The following is a 13,455-nucleotide window of genomic DNA, read 5'->3' as shown; positions in this document are numbered from 1 at the left end:
AAGGTGACTGGGTCTGACTAGAGTGTAGCCCGGTCAGACACTTTTGGTTGGCTCACCTTTGTGAGTTGTTTCAAGTTTTGCCTTGCGTCGCTGGTTCCAGCCCAGTAACACCAGCAGTGCCAGTGTCGGTACAAACACCCATTCTTTCATGGGCCGGGCTGCCGGCAGGCTGACGGTGACAATCTCCCAACCGAAGTCGATGCCTGCCTGTTCAGCCGGGCTGCCAAATTCGACCAGTTCGACGATCATCTTCTCACCATCCTGTTTGAGCATCAGGCCGGTCGATGCGATCTTCGCATTCGGATCAACTGCGTTCTCATCAAAAGGCAACAGGACATGTTTGGTGACTTCGTCACCCAGCAGATCCAGACCCCTCGCCTGTACTTCCAGTGGTTCGCCAACAGCCAGTTTATCTGCGGCATCTACAATCAGGGTGCCCGGCATTTCATGCTTGGGCGAGTAGATCATGTCCCACCAGAAGCCCGGACGGAACAGAGAGAAAGTGATCAGCAAGAGTGCAACGGTTTCCCACCATTTCACTTTGGTAAACCACCATCCCTGTGTTGCTGCCGAGAAGGTCAGCATGGCAATCACCGCTGAAAGGATCGTCAGCAACAAGTGCCACCAGGTATCAATGTCCATCAGTAACAGTTGGGTGTTGAAGATGAACATGAACGGCAGAATGGCAGTCCGGATATCGTAGGTAAAGCCCTGAATCCCGGTTCGGATGGGATCACTTTTGGCAATCGCAGCAGCGGCAAAGGCGGCCAGGCCGACGGGGGGCGTGTCATCTGCCAAAATTCCGAAGTAGAACACAAATAAGTGCACCGCCAGTAGCGGGATAATCAGACCATTCTCTGCCCCCAGGGTGACGATGACCGGTGCCATCAGGGTGGAGACGACGATGTAGTTTGCCGTGGTCGGTAAGCCCATACCGAGGATCAGACTGATCACAGCGGTAAACACCAGCATCAGCATGATGTTCCCGCCCGAAATGAACTCCACAAAGTCTGTCATCACCAGCCCAATACCGGTCAGGGTGACCACCCCGACAATGATCCCGGCTGCGGCTGTCGCGACGCCGATTCCGATCATATTCCGGCCGCCGGCTACCAGACTTTCCAGCAGGTCATGCCAGCCTTGCTGGGCCGCGTTTGCCAAAGATTGCTCCTTGGTGAAGATTGCCAGTAATGGACGCTGGGTCAGTAGAATGAAAATCATGAAGACGGTAGCCCAGAAGGCTGACAAGCCGGGTGAAAAACGTTCTACGGTCAGACACCAGACCAGCACCACAATCGGGAGCAGGAAGTAGAGACCAGATTTTACCGTCGGGCCTGGATCTGGCACTTCGGTTAGCGCCTGATCAGGATCTTCCAGTAAATGATCCTGGTAATTCGCAGCTAGCCGGATCAGTGCGACGTAAGCGATCAGAATGGCGACGGCAATGAGGGGCGTCGCAGCGGCTCCGAACACATCTTTTGTCCAGCCAATGCCGTAATAGACGAGCGCACTGAGGACAATCAGACCGGCAATGGTTCCGGTAAATGAGAGGAGCTTTTGTGCCAGCGTCGGTTGATAGCGGCGTGGCAGGCCGGTCATTCCGGCTTTACAGGCTTCGAGATGAACGATGTAAAGCAGCGCAATATAAGAGATCAGCGCTGGCAGAATGGCAGCTTTGATGACCTCAACATAAGAGACGCCGACATATTCCACCATCAGGAATGCAGCGGCTCCCATGATGGGGGGGGTCAGCTGTCCGTTCGTCGATGCAGCCACTTCAACAGCACCGGCTTTGTAGCCAGGAAAGCCCACGCGTTTCATCAGGGGAATTGTGAATGTGCCGGTGGTGACGACGTTCGCAATGGATGAACCGGAAACCAGTCCGGATAAACCGGACGCAACGACGGCCGCTTTGGCCGGGCCTCCCCGCATGTGACCGAGCAATGAAAAAGCGACTTTGATGAAGTAGGCACCGGCCCCCGCGCGTTCCAGCATGGCGCCAAACAAAACAAACAGGAAGACGAAAGCGGTTGAGACACCCAGTGCGACCCCGAATACACCTTCCGTCGTCAGCCACAGGTGCGACATGGCCTTGTTGAGGCTTGCACCTTTATGGGCAATAACATCCGGCATATACGGGCCGGCAAAGGTGTACAGCAGAAAAACGGAGGCGACGATCATCAAAGGCGGCCCCAGGGCCCGACGTGTAGCTTCCAGTAAGAGCAGCATACCGATGACGGACGTCACCACATCTAAGGTGGTCGGTGCCCCGGCACGGCTGGATAAGGCTTCATAGAATAAAAGGAGGTAACTGGCTGCAAAGCTGGCAAGCAGAGCTAATACCCAGTCTTGCAGCGGAATTTTGTCTCTGGGGGAGCTTTTGAGGGCCGGAAAAGCAGTAAAAGCGAGAAAAATTGCAAAGGCCAGATGAATCGCGCGCGCTTCGGTACTGTTAAATTTGCCAATATCAGTGATAAAAGGGAGTGGAGATGCATACCAAAGCTGGAACAGTGACCAGCACAGGGCCACTACCCATATGATTCGTCCCTGTAACCCCTCGGGGTTACGTGCGCCGGTATCCGCCTGTGCCACCATGTCCTGGACATCGTTCGGGTCGGTTTTTGTCATACTACTTCCTTATTTCAGGAGCGATCCGGAGTTTAACATTAGAGGTTTTCGTCTTTATCTTAGACAGACTTGTTTTGTCTGCTGGTGTATTTGCTTTTACTGACAGACAAAAGGTGCACCGCGGATACGGTGCACCCTGTAAAATTGAACATTAGTCTGTTTATTTGATCAGACCGACTTCTTTAAAGTATTTCTCTGCTCCTGGATGAAGCGGGATAGAAATACCAGCTTTCACCATGTCCTCTTTTTTCAGGTTGGCGAAGCTTGGGTGTAAACGGGTAAAGACGTGGAAGTTTTCGAAGACGGCTTTGGTCAGCGCGTAAACAACTTTGTCTGAGACGTTGGTTGAAGTGACCAGGGTTGCGGCGACACCAAAGCTGTGAACATCGTTGTCAGTACCACGGTACATACCCCCAGGTACAGTGGATTTCGCATAATACGGGTTATCCGCGACCAGTTTGTCAATCGCTGGGCCAGTCACAGAAACCAGCTTCGCATCACAGGAGGTTGTGGCTTCTTTAATTGAACCGTTTGGATGGCCAACCACGTAAACAAAGGCATCAATCTTGTTATCACACAATGCCTGAGAACGCTCGGAGCCCTTCAGCTCGGCGGCCAGTTTGAAGTCATCTTTGGTCCAGCCCATCGCTTTCATCACGACTTCCATGGTGGCGCGGTCGCCTGAACCCGGGTTACCGATGTTCACGCGCTTTCCTTTCAGATCTTCAATATTGTTAATCCCTGCGTCGGTACGGACTATCACGTTGAAGGGTTCTGTATGCAGAGAGAATACAGCGCGCATGTCTTTATACGGCCCCATCTCTTTGAATTCACTGGTGCCGTTGTAGCCGTGATATTGCCAGTCAGATTGAACGACACCGAAGTCCAGTTCACCGCTACGCATGGTATTGACGTTATAAATGGAGCCACCGGTTGATTCGACCGAGCAACGAATGCCATTGGTTTTGCGTTCGTTATTGACCAGCTTACAGATCGCGCCACCCGTCGGATAGTAAACACCGGTCACTGAGCCGGTACCGATGGTGATAAAATCTTGAGCTTGTGCCAGCCCTGAGGCCAGCACTGTCGCAGAAAATGCGCCGACTTTGAGTAGTTTTGTAAAGGCCATTGTGATCCCTTCCTGTTGTGTTAATTCTTATCAGCCGCGAACTGTGTTTCTGGTTTTGAGTTCGCAATGCTGTAAACAAATCAAGGAGATAATAGCAAACGATTTACGCGTATTTAAAATTATGTAAACAATTTTTTGTAAAAAAGTAATGAGATTGAGACATCACACCTGAATAAATAGCATAACTATCCATTTATTTTCGGGAGCGAGGCTCAGACAGAAGAGATTTTTCGGCAGGGGAGGTGATGCACGCCCTCTCTATTTCTCAGAGAGAGCGTTGTGCGATGATTGACTTACTTGCTGTAATCAAACAGTGAGCAGACAGAGTCGAACAGTTGCTCGGCGGTCGTCGTCAGGGTCGGAGTAATAAAGATTGTATCGTCACCCGCGACAACACCCAGGATACCCTCGGCGCGGCCCAGAGAGTCCAGCAGGCGGGCAATCACCTGAGCAGCCCCCGGACCCGTGTGGATCACCACCATGGCATGGTTATAGCCGACTTCCATCACCAGCTCTTTGAGCGGGCTGCTGATAGTCGGTACACCCAGTTCGACCGGCAGGCAGTACACCATTTCCATTTTGGCATTTCGGGTACGTACCGCACCGAATTTTGTCAGCATCCGTGACACTTTCGATTGGTTGATATTATCGAAACCCTGCGCTTTCAAGGCGTCGACAATCTCACCTTGAGAGCTGAATTTTTCTTCCTTGAGTATGGCTTTGAATGCTTTGATTAAGCGTTCTTGTTTATCGGAGCTACGCATAAGTAAATTTCATGTACAGGGAGAGGGGTCATATTTTGTCACAACCTCGTAGGCTGTAGCAATCAGTGTTCATGCAATCTTGGGACTAAGTTATTGTTATGAGTGTAGCTGACTGCATAATTATTGAAAATAGCTGCAATTGAGACTGGTGTTTACCTTTTCTGTTGAATAAAAAATGTGATGACAGCTTGCGTAACATCGCAAAGCTGAGGGGGTATGATTGTATTTCTTTTAGGCTTGCTATACCGTCTTGGTGCCCGAGAAACTGAGATATATAAGTAAGGGTTTGAAACATTGGGCCTACACCTGATGTCAGTGCGAAGGGTCTGCCTCATGAACCCTCACATCTATCGTAAAGGAGAACGAAAATGAAAGTTGCTGTTATTGGCGCGGCTGGTGGTATTGGCCAGGCTCTGGCTCTGCTACTGAAAAATGAACTGCCTGCCGGCTCTGACCTGGCACTTTATGATATTGCCCCTGTAACTCCAGGTGTCGCGGCTGACCTGAGCCACATCCCTACGCCTGTTTCGATCAAAGGCTATGCGGGTGAAGATCCAACGCCGGCACTGGAAGGTGCAGATGTGGTTCTGATTTCTGCGGGCGTCGCGCGTAAACCAGGTATGGATCGTGCGGATCTGTTCAATGTGAACGCAGGGATTGTGAAATCTCTGGCTGAGAAAATTGCTGTTGTGTGCCCTCAGGCTTGCGTGGGTATCATCACGAACCCAGTAAACACGACAGTTGCGATTGCTGCAGACGTTCTGAAAAAAGCCGGTGTCTACGACGAGCGTAAACTGTTTGGTGTGACGACGCTGGACATCATTCGTTCTGAAACTTTCGTCGGTGAGCTGAAAGGTCTGAACCCACGTGAAGTGAGTGTGCCGGTAATTGGCGGTCACTCTGGTGTCACCATTTTGCCGCTGCTGTCTCAGGTTGAAGGTGTAACGTTCACAGAAGAAGAAGTGAAATCCCTGACGCCTCGTATCCAGAATGCGGGTACTGAAGTTGTTGAAGCAAAAGCCGGCGGCGGTTCTGCGACGTTGTCTATGGGTCAGGCGGCTTGCCGTTTTGGTCTGTCACTGGTTCGCGCCCTGCAAGGTGAACAGAACGTGGTTGAATGTGCTTATGTTGAAGGAAATGGTAAACATGCCCGTTTCTTCGCACAGCCAGTTCGTCTGGGTAAAAACGGGATTGAAGAAATTCTGGATTACGGCCCACTGAGTGCATTTGAACAAAACGCATTGGACAGCATGCTGGATACACTGAAAGGTGATATCAAGCTGGGCGAAGAGTTCGCTGCGAAGTAAGCGACAGACCTGTTCCAGTTTGCACTGGATCACATGACACAAAGCGGCCTATTGGCCGCTTTGTTGTTTATGAGAGCCACCATTGAGATTGACGGATTAGTAATAATCTCTGCAGTTACCATGTAGCTGAGGTTCGTCAATTAACTCGCTGCATTGGATGTGGATCCTTTTATGATCTTTGAGGTTTTCGATCAGCGCAGTGTCATGATCCGGATCAATTTCGATCACTTCTGCGATCCCTTGCGGATATTCGACCCACATGCCCCGTTTCAGATCTTTGGCTTGCATACTGACCTCCCGCTCCGGAAGTAATCTACCCAGGGTCTGTTTAACTATAGCAAATGGAATATCCAGAGAATTGAACGAACGGGCTGACGAACGACAAGAATATGGCCTGAGAGAAGCTCAGGCCATTGAGAAGGGGAAGAGCAAGGGGTTATTTGGTGCGATTGACCGACAGGCGTGCCAACGCGATCAGCGCTGTTTTATATTCACTGTCAGGCAATACAGACAGCGCGGCAACTGCTTTTTCGGCTTCTTCCTCAGCACGTCGCTGTGTATAGCGCAGTGAGCCCTGTTCTTCCATACAGGCTAGGATCGGCTGTAGTTTATCCAGTCCGTTACCTTGTTCGATCGCTTCGCGAATCATGGCTGACTGTTCAGCATTACCGTGGTGCATGGCATGCAGCAGTGGTAGTGTGGGTTTGCCTTCCGCCAGATCATCACCAACATTTTTACCCATTTCTTCACCGTCGGCGCTGTAGTCCAGAACATCATCAATGAGCTGGAAAGCCGTGCCCAGATAGCGGCCATAGTCCTGCATGGCTGTCTCAACTGTTTCTGGTGCTTTGGCCAGTATGGCGGCGACCTGGGTTGCAGCTTCGAACAGGCGGGCTGTTTTTGAATAAATGACCTGCATGTAGCTGGCTTCGGTTGTATCGGGATCGTTGCAGTTCATTAACTGCTGTACTTCGCCCTCGGCAATGACATTCACCGCTTCACTCATGATATCCAGGATCCGCAACGATCGCAGGCTGGTCATCATTTGAAAGGACCGGGTGTAGATATAATCGCCGACCAGCACACTGGCTGCATTCCCGAAAGCAGCGTTTGCGGTCGCCTTCCCCCGACGCATGTCTGACTCGTCCACGACATCGTCATGGAGCAGGGTCGCCGTATGGGTAAATTCAATGAAGGCAGCGGCAGTGGTATGCTGATCCCCTTCGTAGCCTAAGGCCCGGGCTGCCAGCACGGCCAGCATTGGACGGAGTCGTTTGCCGCCACTGCTGACAATGTAATATCCCAGTTGGTTGATCAGGGCGACTTCTGAGGTCAGTTGTGCTTGAATCTTTGCGTCAACCGCCGCCATGTCATTGGCGGTGAGTGCTTGGATAGCTTTGAAATCCATGATACATCCAGCAAAATTGTAAGCCGTATCGGCGCAATCAAATTAAGAAATATGCACGCATACTACACTAAAAACTTGTCAGCTTCCTAACCTCTGGTAAGGCAATTTGAATGACTTTTCCTGCTGAGCAGCTTTTCACCAATTTTCTTTAGCCAACGGCTTGCCAAGACCTGCGTTTTCCAGTAATATTCGCGCCCTATTGATGACAAGATTAAGCGCATACCCATTGCCCATTTTTTACGTGGCAGATGGCCTATGCGGAAGAGCGGAGTAAGACATGTACGCTGTTTTCCAAAGTGGTGGTAAGCAACACCGAGTAAGCGAAGGCCAGACCTTACGCTTGGAAAAACTGGACGTTGAAACTGGTGCGAACGTTGAATTTGACAGCGTTCTGCTGGTTGCTAACGGCGAAGACGTTAAAGTTGGTGCGCCATTCGTAGCTGGTGGCAAAGTGACTGCAGAAGTAATTACACACGGTCGTGGCGATAAAGTGAAAATCGTTAAGTTCCGTCGTCGTAAGCATTCTCGTAAGCAAATGGGCCACCGTCAGTGGTTCACTGAAGTCAAGATCACTGGCATCAGCGCTTAAGAAGAATTAGGAGAGTTTAGAGATGGCACACAAAAAAGCTGGCGGTTCTACGCGTAACGGCCGTGACTCAGAAAGTAAACGCCTGGGTGTTAAGCGCTTCGGTGGTGAATCTGTACTGGCAGGCAACATCATCGTTCGTCAACGTGGTACCAAGTTCCACGCTGGTAACAACGTAGGTTGCGGTAAAGACCACACTCTGTTCGCTCTGTCTGACGGCAAAGTGAAATTCGAAGTGAAAGGTCCTAAGAACCGTAAATTCGTTTCTATCGAAGCTGAATAATCTCGGGTTCGCCAAGAACATGAAAGCCCTGCCTACTGGCGGGGCTTTTTGTTATGACGCAGAGCGCTACCGTTCTGCTGCCTATGGGCAAAGCCTTGCCTGAGAATTATTCCGATTGGTATTACAATAAGCAGAGTAGCGATAGCTGCCTGATTGAGTGAACGCCAGAGTGCGGAGAATAAGATGAAATTTGTAGATGAAGCGGTAATTCGGGTCGATGCTGGTGACGGCGGTAACGGTACTGTCAGCTTCCGTCGTGAGAAATATGTCCCGAAAGGCGGTCCTGACGGTGGCGATGGTGGCGATGGTGGCGATGTTTACCTGCTGGCTGACGAAAACCTCAATACCCTGATCGATTACCGTTTCGAACGTTTTCATGCTGCGGAGCGTGGTGAAAATGGCCGCGGTGGCAACTGTACCGGTAAACGCGGGAATGACTGCGTCCTGTCTGTTCCAGTCGGAACACGTGCGATTGATGAAGAAACCGGTGAAGTCATTGCTGATCTGACGAAGCACGGCATGAAAATCATGGCGGCGAAGGGCGGATTCCACGGTTTGGGCAATACACGCTTCAAATCATCCGTGAATCGTGCTCCACGCCAGAAAACCATGGGAACTAAGGGTGAGATACGTCATCTGCGTCTGGAGCTGCTATTGCTTGCTGACGTGGGTATGCTGGGTCTGCCGAATGCCGGTAAATCGACTTTCATTCGTGCAGTCTCTGCGGCGAAACCAAAAGTAGCGGATTATCCGTTTACCACATTGGTACCGAGCCTGGGTGTCGTTCGTGTTGATAACGAGCGAAGTTTCGTTGTAGCGGATATCCCGGGGCTGATTGAAGGGGCTGCTGACGGTGCTGGGCTGGGGATCCGATTCCTGAAACACCTGGAGCGCTGTCGTGTGCTGCTGCACATGATCGATCTGCTGCCTGCGGATGGCTCTGATCCGGTCGAGAATGCTTTTACCATCATTAATGAGTTAGAGCAGTACAGCGAGAAGCTGGCGAACAAGCCACGCTGGATCCTCTTCAACAAGGTGGATCTGCTGCCGGAAGAAGAAGCTCAGGAAAAGATCCAGGAAGTTCTGGAAGCGCTGGCCTGGGAAGAGAAGTACTTCTGCATCTCGGCACTGAACCGTACCGGTACGAAACCACTGACTTATGAACTGATGACGCTGATCGAATCGATTCCGCAAGTGATTGTGGAAGAGGACGAAGCTGAAGAAACCAAAGTCGACTTTAAGTGGGATGATTACCATGAGCAGCAGCTGAAGAAAAGTGCTGCTGATAAAGATGACGACGATGATGATGACTGGGATGATTGGAATGAAGACGACTATGATGTCGAAATCATTTACAAACCTTAATCCAGCAATCTTTGTTGCAAAAAACCGCTCTCAGGAGCGGTTTTTTTGTGCTTCATCAAACTGATATTCTCCTCAACGGAGATAATCTTAAATGGGGAAGCCTCAGGAAGGCAGGCATGGAGAAAGTATCAGTGAGTGTGTTACGCGACATTGCCCGAATCGTGGCGCAGGTCGGACAAAAGTTGCTTCAGCATGGTGCGGAATCGGCTGTGGTCGTGAATGTCAGTCAGCGCGTCGGTTTAGCAATGGGTGCGGAGGAAGTGGATATTGCCCTGACGGCGAATGCGATTGTCGTCACTATCCGGCGTCAGGGCCATTGTATGACCACGACCCGCCGGTGCCGGGATCATGGGATCAACATGGCGGTGATCACACGGATCCATCATGTGTGTATCATGGCTGAAAAAGGTCTGCTGGATCACCGGACACTGGCGAAGCGGCTGGACAGAATTCAGCCTCAGCGTTATCCGCCAGTACTGGTCACGGTGATGATCGGACTCTCCTGTGGCGCATTCAGTATTCTGGCTGGCGGGGACGGGAAGATCGCGGCGATCACAGCCTTGGCGGCGGCTGCAGCCATGGCGCTGCGGCTCATGATGGCACAGCATCATTTTAACCCATTGCTTACTTTTGCCGCTGCGGCGTTTGTCGCGACGTCTGTGTCGGCGATTGCCCCGCTATTCGGCTGGGGAAATCAGCCGTTTCTGGCCATGGCTTCATCGGTACTGTTACTGGTGCCCGGGTTCCCGCTGATCAATGCCGTGGCGGATATGGTCTCGGGGTTTGTAAACCTGGGAATTTCCCGTTGGGTGATGGCCAGTTTGCTGACGATGGCAACCAGTTTAGGCATCGTTGCCGCCATGAATTTGTTCAATGTTTGGGGGTGGCTGGCATGACGATCTGGCAATGGATGTATGCATTATCTGCAGATATGGTACTGGCGGCGATCCCCGCAGTTGGCTTTGCGATGGTGTTCAATGTGCCGGTCCGGGCATTGAAGTACTGTGCGCTGGCGGGCGCAATCGGGCATGGTTGTCGGTTTGTGCTCATGCACAATGCGATGCCCATTGAATGGGCCAGCTTTTTTGCGGCGATGCTGGTTGGCATGACCGGTATTTTCTGGTCAAGGCGTTTAGTGGCCCCGCCGCATGTCTTTACCGTTGCTGCGGTGATTCCGATGGTTCCCGGTGTGTATGCCTTTAAAACGATGATTGCATTGGTTGAAATGAATCAGCAAGGTTATAGTCAGGCATTGTGGCAGTCGATGGTGACGAATGGAATTACGGCTGCCTTTACGATTGCTGCACTGGCAATTGGACTGGCAATGCCCGGCTTAATGTTTTATCGTCGCCGGCCCGTGATTTAAAAGGAGTAAGATGCGTGATCATCAGTATGGTTGCCGCCATGGCAAAGAACAGAGTGATAGGTAAGGATAATGCGATGCCCTGGCACCTGCCCGCAGACTTTGCCTGGTTTAAGAAAGTCACCTTGGGAAAACCTGTGGTCATGGGGCGCAAAACGTTTGAATCCATTGGCCGGCCGTTGCCGGGACGTCATAACATTGTGATCAGTCGCAGTCCTGAGTTTTCTGCGGAAGGTGTGACTGTGGTCGGCAGTCTTGACGCGGCAAAAGCTGCGGCAGGAGACGTTGATGAATTGATGATCATTGGTGGTGGCAGTGTGTATGCTGAGTGTCTGCCGATCGCAGATCGTTTGTACCTGACTTTTATCGAACTCAGTGTTGACGGCGATACCTGTTTCCCTGACTGGGGAGAGGGCTGGCAACAGACTTATCAGGAGACTTACAGTGCGGATGACAAAAATGCCCATGACATGGCATTTGTCGTGTTGGAGCGAAACACGTCTTCTGAATGATGAGTCTGATCGATTCAGCTCCCGCCGATTAGGTGGGAGCTGTTTGAATGGAACCAAGCCAAAACTAAAATAATGTCATGTTTTAATTGAGTTGTTCCATGGTCAGAATTTGATCGTAGGAATCAACAATATTGACCGGCGGAGCCATTTTCCGAACCGTGTCGGATGGTTGAAATAAATAGCCAGTGTTAGAAGCCGACAACATTTCCAGATCATTGAATGCATCCCCAACCGAAATAATATTATTGTTATTTCGGTTATATTTTTCAATGATTTCAATCTTTCCTTTTTTCCGGGTATAGTCGGCTTTTTCGATAAACCCATTCTTATTTAACTGAAAATAATGACAGTAAAGTTTGGGTTGGCCTATTTTCAACCAGAGCGGATAAAGCATTTGATAAAAAGCATCGGACACCAGAACGACTTTATATTTCTTCGATAGTTTATCGATAAATGCTTTTGCCCCATCCAAAGGCTCAATGTCATCCACGGTTTTGATGACGTCCAACAGGGTAATTTTTTCCTGATTCAGAATGTTAATTCTTTCTGAAACCAGTTTTTCATAATCTGGTTCCTCTCGGGTTGTTTTAGTCAGATCAGGAATATCGTATTTTTCCGCCAGTAAAGGCCAAAGTTCAGGAATTAAAACACCTTCCATGTCGATGCAAGCAATATTCATTGGATTAACCTACCATAGGTGAAAGGGCCAGAGAGATACCTAAGAACATTAAGATGCTGCCAATTGCCCGGTTTAAAACAATTTGTTTATTCAGCATCGCAGCACGTAATTTTTCCTGAGAAAAGAACAGTGCGACCAGGCTGAACCAGAACCAATGGGCGAAAGACATGAAGAGACCATACGCAATCTGGAGTGTCAGCGGGGTTTCCGGGTTCACAACCTGAGTGTAAGTACTCAGGACAAACAGGGTTGTTTTCGGGTTGAGCGCATTGGTAAAAAAGCCCTGACGTAGTGATTGAAAATTGGTCATGGCGTTCGTGCCACTTAAATCGATTGCGAGCTTCACCTTGGTACTAAAGGTATTGAAGCCAAGGTAGACCAGATAAACCGCACCGACGATTTTAATCACAGAGAAGAGGATGGGCGATTTTGAAATGACCAGACCAACGCCCAGAATGGTATAACTGACGTGAATCAGTACCCCGAGTGCTATCCCAATGGCGGCCAGCATGCCTGCTTTTCTGCCATAAAGATAACTGTTTCGTGTGACCATGGCGAAATCAGCCCCCGGGCTGATGACGGCCAGAATCGTTATAATGGCAACCGCAATAAGTTCTGTCATGAGTAGATTCCCTCAGTTGTTATATTATGTTTTTTTACGATATGTCGCGACAAGTACATCCCTGATGGTATTTTGTTCTGGGTTGTCCTGTAATATTTCACTGACACCATGGAACAGGTTGTGGTCATTGAGCACAGCAGTATCCATCGCTTGGTTTAAAGAAAATCTCGTGAGTGGTTTTTTATCTAAATCATAAATCGTAGTGACACCACCAGATAAATTTTGGTGATTGATCATCATCATTAAAATGAAATCAACGCCGTCACGATGAATGCCTTCAGGTGTTGGTTTTCCACTGATTTCCCCATTGGCTTCAATACGGAACTGATGTGTTTCAATATGCCAATCAGCCTCAGGTGATTGCTGGCTGAAAATATTACAACCTAATTTCAGGATTTGATTGAAAGCATTACTATAGACGACATCATCGTCAATTGGTTCATAATGCCGTTCAACACCGCCATTGAGGTTATTATAATATAGCCCTTGATAATGAGGTTGATGCGGTTCAAGCACCCATTCGCCACTAGAGGCCGGAGAACTCAAGGTCGCATATTTGCGTTTTCTGTAAGTTCCACCATCCGCCATGTATGTATCAATTTGTAAATGATTCCAGCTATTTTTAAATTGTTCCCAGTCATCTAATCCGTAGGGATCCCGTTTTAGAATGATGGACGACATGGTTTCACCATCAATGAAACAATAGCTTTTTTCGCTTAGACTACTGCAAATCTCTTTAATTGACACTTCAGTCACCAACTTACGTCGTTATATTTGTTAAGTCATCTGGTTCATATTGTTGATGATTT

The 13,455-nt window shown here is 49.7% G+C and carries 15 protein-coding genes; 7 read left to right on the top strand and 8 right to left on the bottom strand.

The genetic code is table 11. From position 1 onward, the window contains the following. Window positions 1-33 precede the first annotated feature (33 nt). The 3 genes from EA58_RS05920 to argR all read right to left on the bottom strand — a co-directional run bounded on the left by EA58_RS05920 (window position 34) and on the right by argR (window position 4,521). Complete coding sequence (locus tag EA58_RS05920) at window positions 34-2,628, bottom strand: TRAP transporter permease (RefSeq protein ID WP_036750204.1); 2,595 nt, start codon at window positions 2,626-2,628, stop codon at window positions 34-36. A 160-nt stretch (window positions 2,629-2,788) separates the two neighbouring features. Then, window positions 2,789-3,757 (bottom strand): TAXI family TRAP transporter solute-binding subunit, encoded by a 969-nt coding sequence (locus EA58_RS05915; RefSeq protein WP_036750202.1) that lies wholly within the window; start codon window positions 3,755-3,757, stop codon window positions 2,789-2,791. A 293-nt stretch (window positions 3,758-4,050) separates the two neighbouring features. Further along, on the bottom strand, window positions 4,051-4,521 hold the full coding sequence (argR, locus tag EA58_RS05910) for a transcriptional regulator ArgR (RefSeq protein WP_036750199.1): 471 nt from the start codon (window positions 4,519-4,521) through the stop codon (window positions 4,051-4,053). Window positions 4,522-4,889: 368 nt separating this feature from the next. Between argR and mdh the strand changes: the two genes are divergently transcribed. Then, window positions 4,890-5,828: a malate dehydrogenase gene (mdh, locus tag EA58_RS05905; RefSeq protein WP_036750196.1), complete on the top strand. Its 939-nt coding sequence runs from the start codon at window positions 4,890-4,892 to the stop codon at window positions 5,826-5,828. A 96-nt stretch (window positions 5,829-5,924) separates the two neighbouring features. Here the strand turns inward: mdh and EA58_RS05900 are convergent, their stop codons facing one another. Together EA58_RS05900 and ispB are read right to left on the bottom strand one after the other, a co-directional pair. Continuing rightward, window positions 5,925-6,116, bottom strand: a complete 192-nt coding sequence (locus tag EA58_RS05900) for a hypothetical protein (protein ID WP_036750193.1) — start codon at window positions 6,114-6,116, stop codon at window positions 5,925-5,927. Between the two features lie 148 nt (window positions 6,117-6,264). Further along, window positions 6,265-7,236, bottom strand: a complete 972-nt coding sequence (gene ispB / locus EA58_RS05895; RefSeq protein ID WP_036750190.1) for an octaprenyl diphosphate synthase — start codon at window positions 7,234-7,236, stop codon at window positions 6,265-6,267. Window positions 7,237-7,513: 277 nt separating this feature from the next. Here ispB and rplU point away from each other — a divergent pair, with 277 nt between their 5' ends. From rplU to folA, 6 genes are all read left to right on the top strand, one after another. After that, window positions 7,514-7,825 (top strand): 50S ribosomal protein L21, encoded by a 312-nt coding sequence (gene rplU / locus EA58_RS05890; protein WP_036750187.1) that lies wholly within the window; start codon window positions 7,514-7,516, stop codon window positions 7,823-7,825. A gap of 22 nt (window positions 7,826-7,847) precedes the next feature. Then, a complete protein-coding gene (gene rpmA, locus EA58_RS05885) occupies window positions 7,848-8,105 on the top strand; it encodes a 50S ribosomal protein L27 (RefSeq protein ID WP_036750185.1) in 258 nt (85 codons plus the stop codon). 183 nt (window positions 8,106-8,288) lie between these two features. Next, entirely contained in the window at window positions 8,289-9,470 is a 1,182-nt protein-coding gene (gene cgtA / locus EA58_RS05880) for an Obg family GTPase CgtA (protein ID WP_036750182.1), read from the top strand. Window positions 9,471-9,586: 116 nt separating this feature from the next. Then, window positions 9,587-10,366 (top strand): threonine/serine exporter family protein, encoded by a 780-nt coding sequence (locus tag EA58_RS05875; RefSeq protein WP_036750179.1) that lies wholly within the window; start codon window positions 9,587-9,589, stop codon window positions 10,364-10,366. Beyond that, window positions 10,363-10,836 carry a threonine/serine exporter family protein gene (locus EA58_RS05870; protein ID WP_036750176.1) on the top strand — a complete coding sequence of 158 codons (474 nt, stop codon included), beginning with the start codon at window positions 10,363-10,365 and terminating at the stop codon, window positions 10,834-10,836. The genes EA58_RS05875 and EA58_RS05870 overlap by 4 nt, the downstream gene beginning before the upstream one ends. Window positions 10,837-10,850: 14 nt before the next feature. Further along, window positions 10,851-11,345, top strand: coding sequence for a type 3 dihydrofolate reductase (gene folA, locus EA58_RS05865; RefSeq protein WP_036750173.1), 495 nt, complete (start codon window positions 10,851-10,853; stop codon window positions 11,343-11,345). Between the two features lie 82 nt (window positions 11,346-11,427). On the opposite strand, the gene thrH is transcribed toward folA, so the two are convergent. Genes thrH through EA58_RS05850 form a run of 3 tightly spaced genes read right to left on the bottom strand, consistent with a single transcriptional unit; the run spans window position 11,428 to window position 13,327 of the window. Continuing rightward, complete coding sequence (gene thrH, locus EA58_RS05860; RefSeq protein WP_081819565.1) at window positions 11,428-12,024, bottom strand: bifunctional phosphoserine phosphatase/homoserine phosphotransferase ThrH; 597 nt, start codon at window positions 12,022-12,024, stop codon at window positions 11,428-11,430. 4 nt (window positions 12,025-12,028) lie between these two features. After that, a complete protein-coding gene (locus EA58_RS05855) occupies window positions 12,029-12,646 on the bottom strand; it encodes a LysE family translocator (RefSeq protein WP_036750170.1) in 618 nt (205 codons plus the stop codon). Window positions 12,647-12,670: 24 nt separating this feature from the next. Next, the gene (locus tag EA58_RS05850) at window positions 12,671-13,327 is read right to left on the bottom strand and encodes a 2OG-Fe dioxygenase family protein (RefSeq protein WP_081819564.1); all 657 of its coding nucleotides are present in this window, start codon (window positions 13,325-13,327) and stop codon (window positions 12,671-12,673) included. Window positions 13,328-13,455 lie beyond the last annotated feature (128 nt).

The organism is Photobacterium galatheae (genome assembly GCF_000695255.1).
GTDB classification, from domain to species: domain Bacteria; phylum Pseudomonadota; class Gammaproteobacteria; order Enterobacterales; family Vibrionaceae; genus Photobacterium; species Photobacterium galatheae.
This window is presented reverse-complemented; position numbering and strand designations above follow the sequence as displayed.

What these genes read in the sequence shown, in the direction of transcription:
- EA58_RS05875 (WP_036750179.1), top strand. Translation starts at nt 9,587, where the DNA reads ATGGAGAAAGTATCAGTGAGTGTGTTACGCGACATTGCCCGAATCGTG.
- rplU (WP_036750187.1), top strand. Translation starts at nt 7,514, where the DNA reads ATGTACGCTGTTTTCCAAAGTGGTGGTAAGCAACACCGAGTAAGCGAA.
- EA58_RS05900 (WP_036750193.1), bottom strand. Translation starts at nt 6,116, where the DNA reads ATGCAAGCCAAAGATCTGAAACGGGGCATGTGGGTCGAATATCCGCAA.
- rpmA (WP_036750185.1), top strand. Translation starts at nt 7,848, where the DNA reads ATGGCACACAAAAAAGCTGGCGGTTCTACGCGTAACGGCCGTGACTCA.
- EA58_RS05920 (WP_036750204.1), bottom strand. Translation starts at nt 2,628, where the DNA reads ATGACAAAAACCGACCCGAACGATGTCCAGGACATGGTGGCACAGGCG.
- EA58_RS05870 (WP_036750176.1), top strand. Translation starts at nt 10,363, where the DNA reads ATGACGATCTGGCAATGGATGTATGCATTATCTGCAGATATGGTACTG.
- EA58_RS05915 (WP_036750202.1), bottom strand. Translation starts at nt 3,757, where the DNA reads ATGGCCTTTACAAAACTACTCAAAGTCGGCGCATTTTCTGCGACAGTG.
- cgtA (WP_036750182.1), top strand. Translation starts at nt 8,289, where the DNA reads ATGAAATTTGTAGATGAAGCGGTAATTCGGGTCGATGCTGGTGACGGC.
- argR (WP_036750199.1), bottom strand. Translation starts at nt 4,521, where the DNA reads ATGCGTAGCTCCGATAAACAAGAACGCTTAATCAAAGCATTCAAAGCC.
- EA58_RS05855 (WP_036750170.1), bottom strand. Translation starts at nt 12,646, where the DNA reads ATGACAGAACTTATTGCGGTTGCCATTATAACGATTCTGGCCGTCATC.
- EA58_RS05850 (WP_081819564.1), bottom strand. Translation starts at nt 13,327, where the DNA reads ATGTCGTCCATCATTCTAAAACGGGATCCCTACGGATTAGATGACTGG.
- thrH (WP_081819565.1), bottom strand. Translation starts at nt 12,024, where the DNA reads ATGAATATTGCTTGCATCGACATGGAAGGTGTTTTAATTCCTGAACTT.
- mdh (WP_036750196.1), top strand. Translation starts at nt 4,890, where the DNA reads ATGAAAGTTGCTGTTATTGGCGCGGCTGGTGGTATTGGCCAGGCTCTG.
- ispB (WP_036750190.1), bottom strand. Translation starts at nt 7,236, where the DNA reads ATGGATTTCAAAGCTATCCAAGCACTCACCGCCAATGACATGGCGGCG.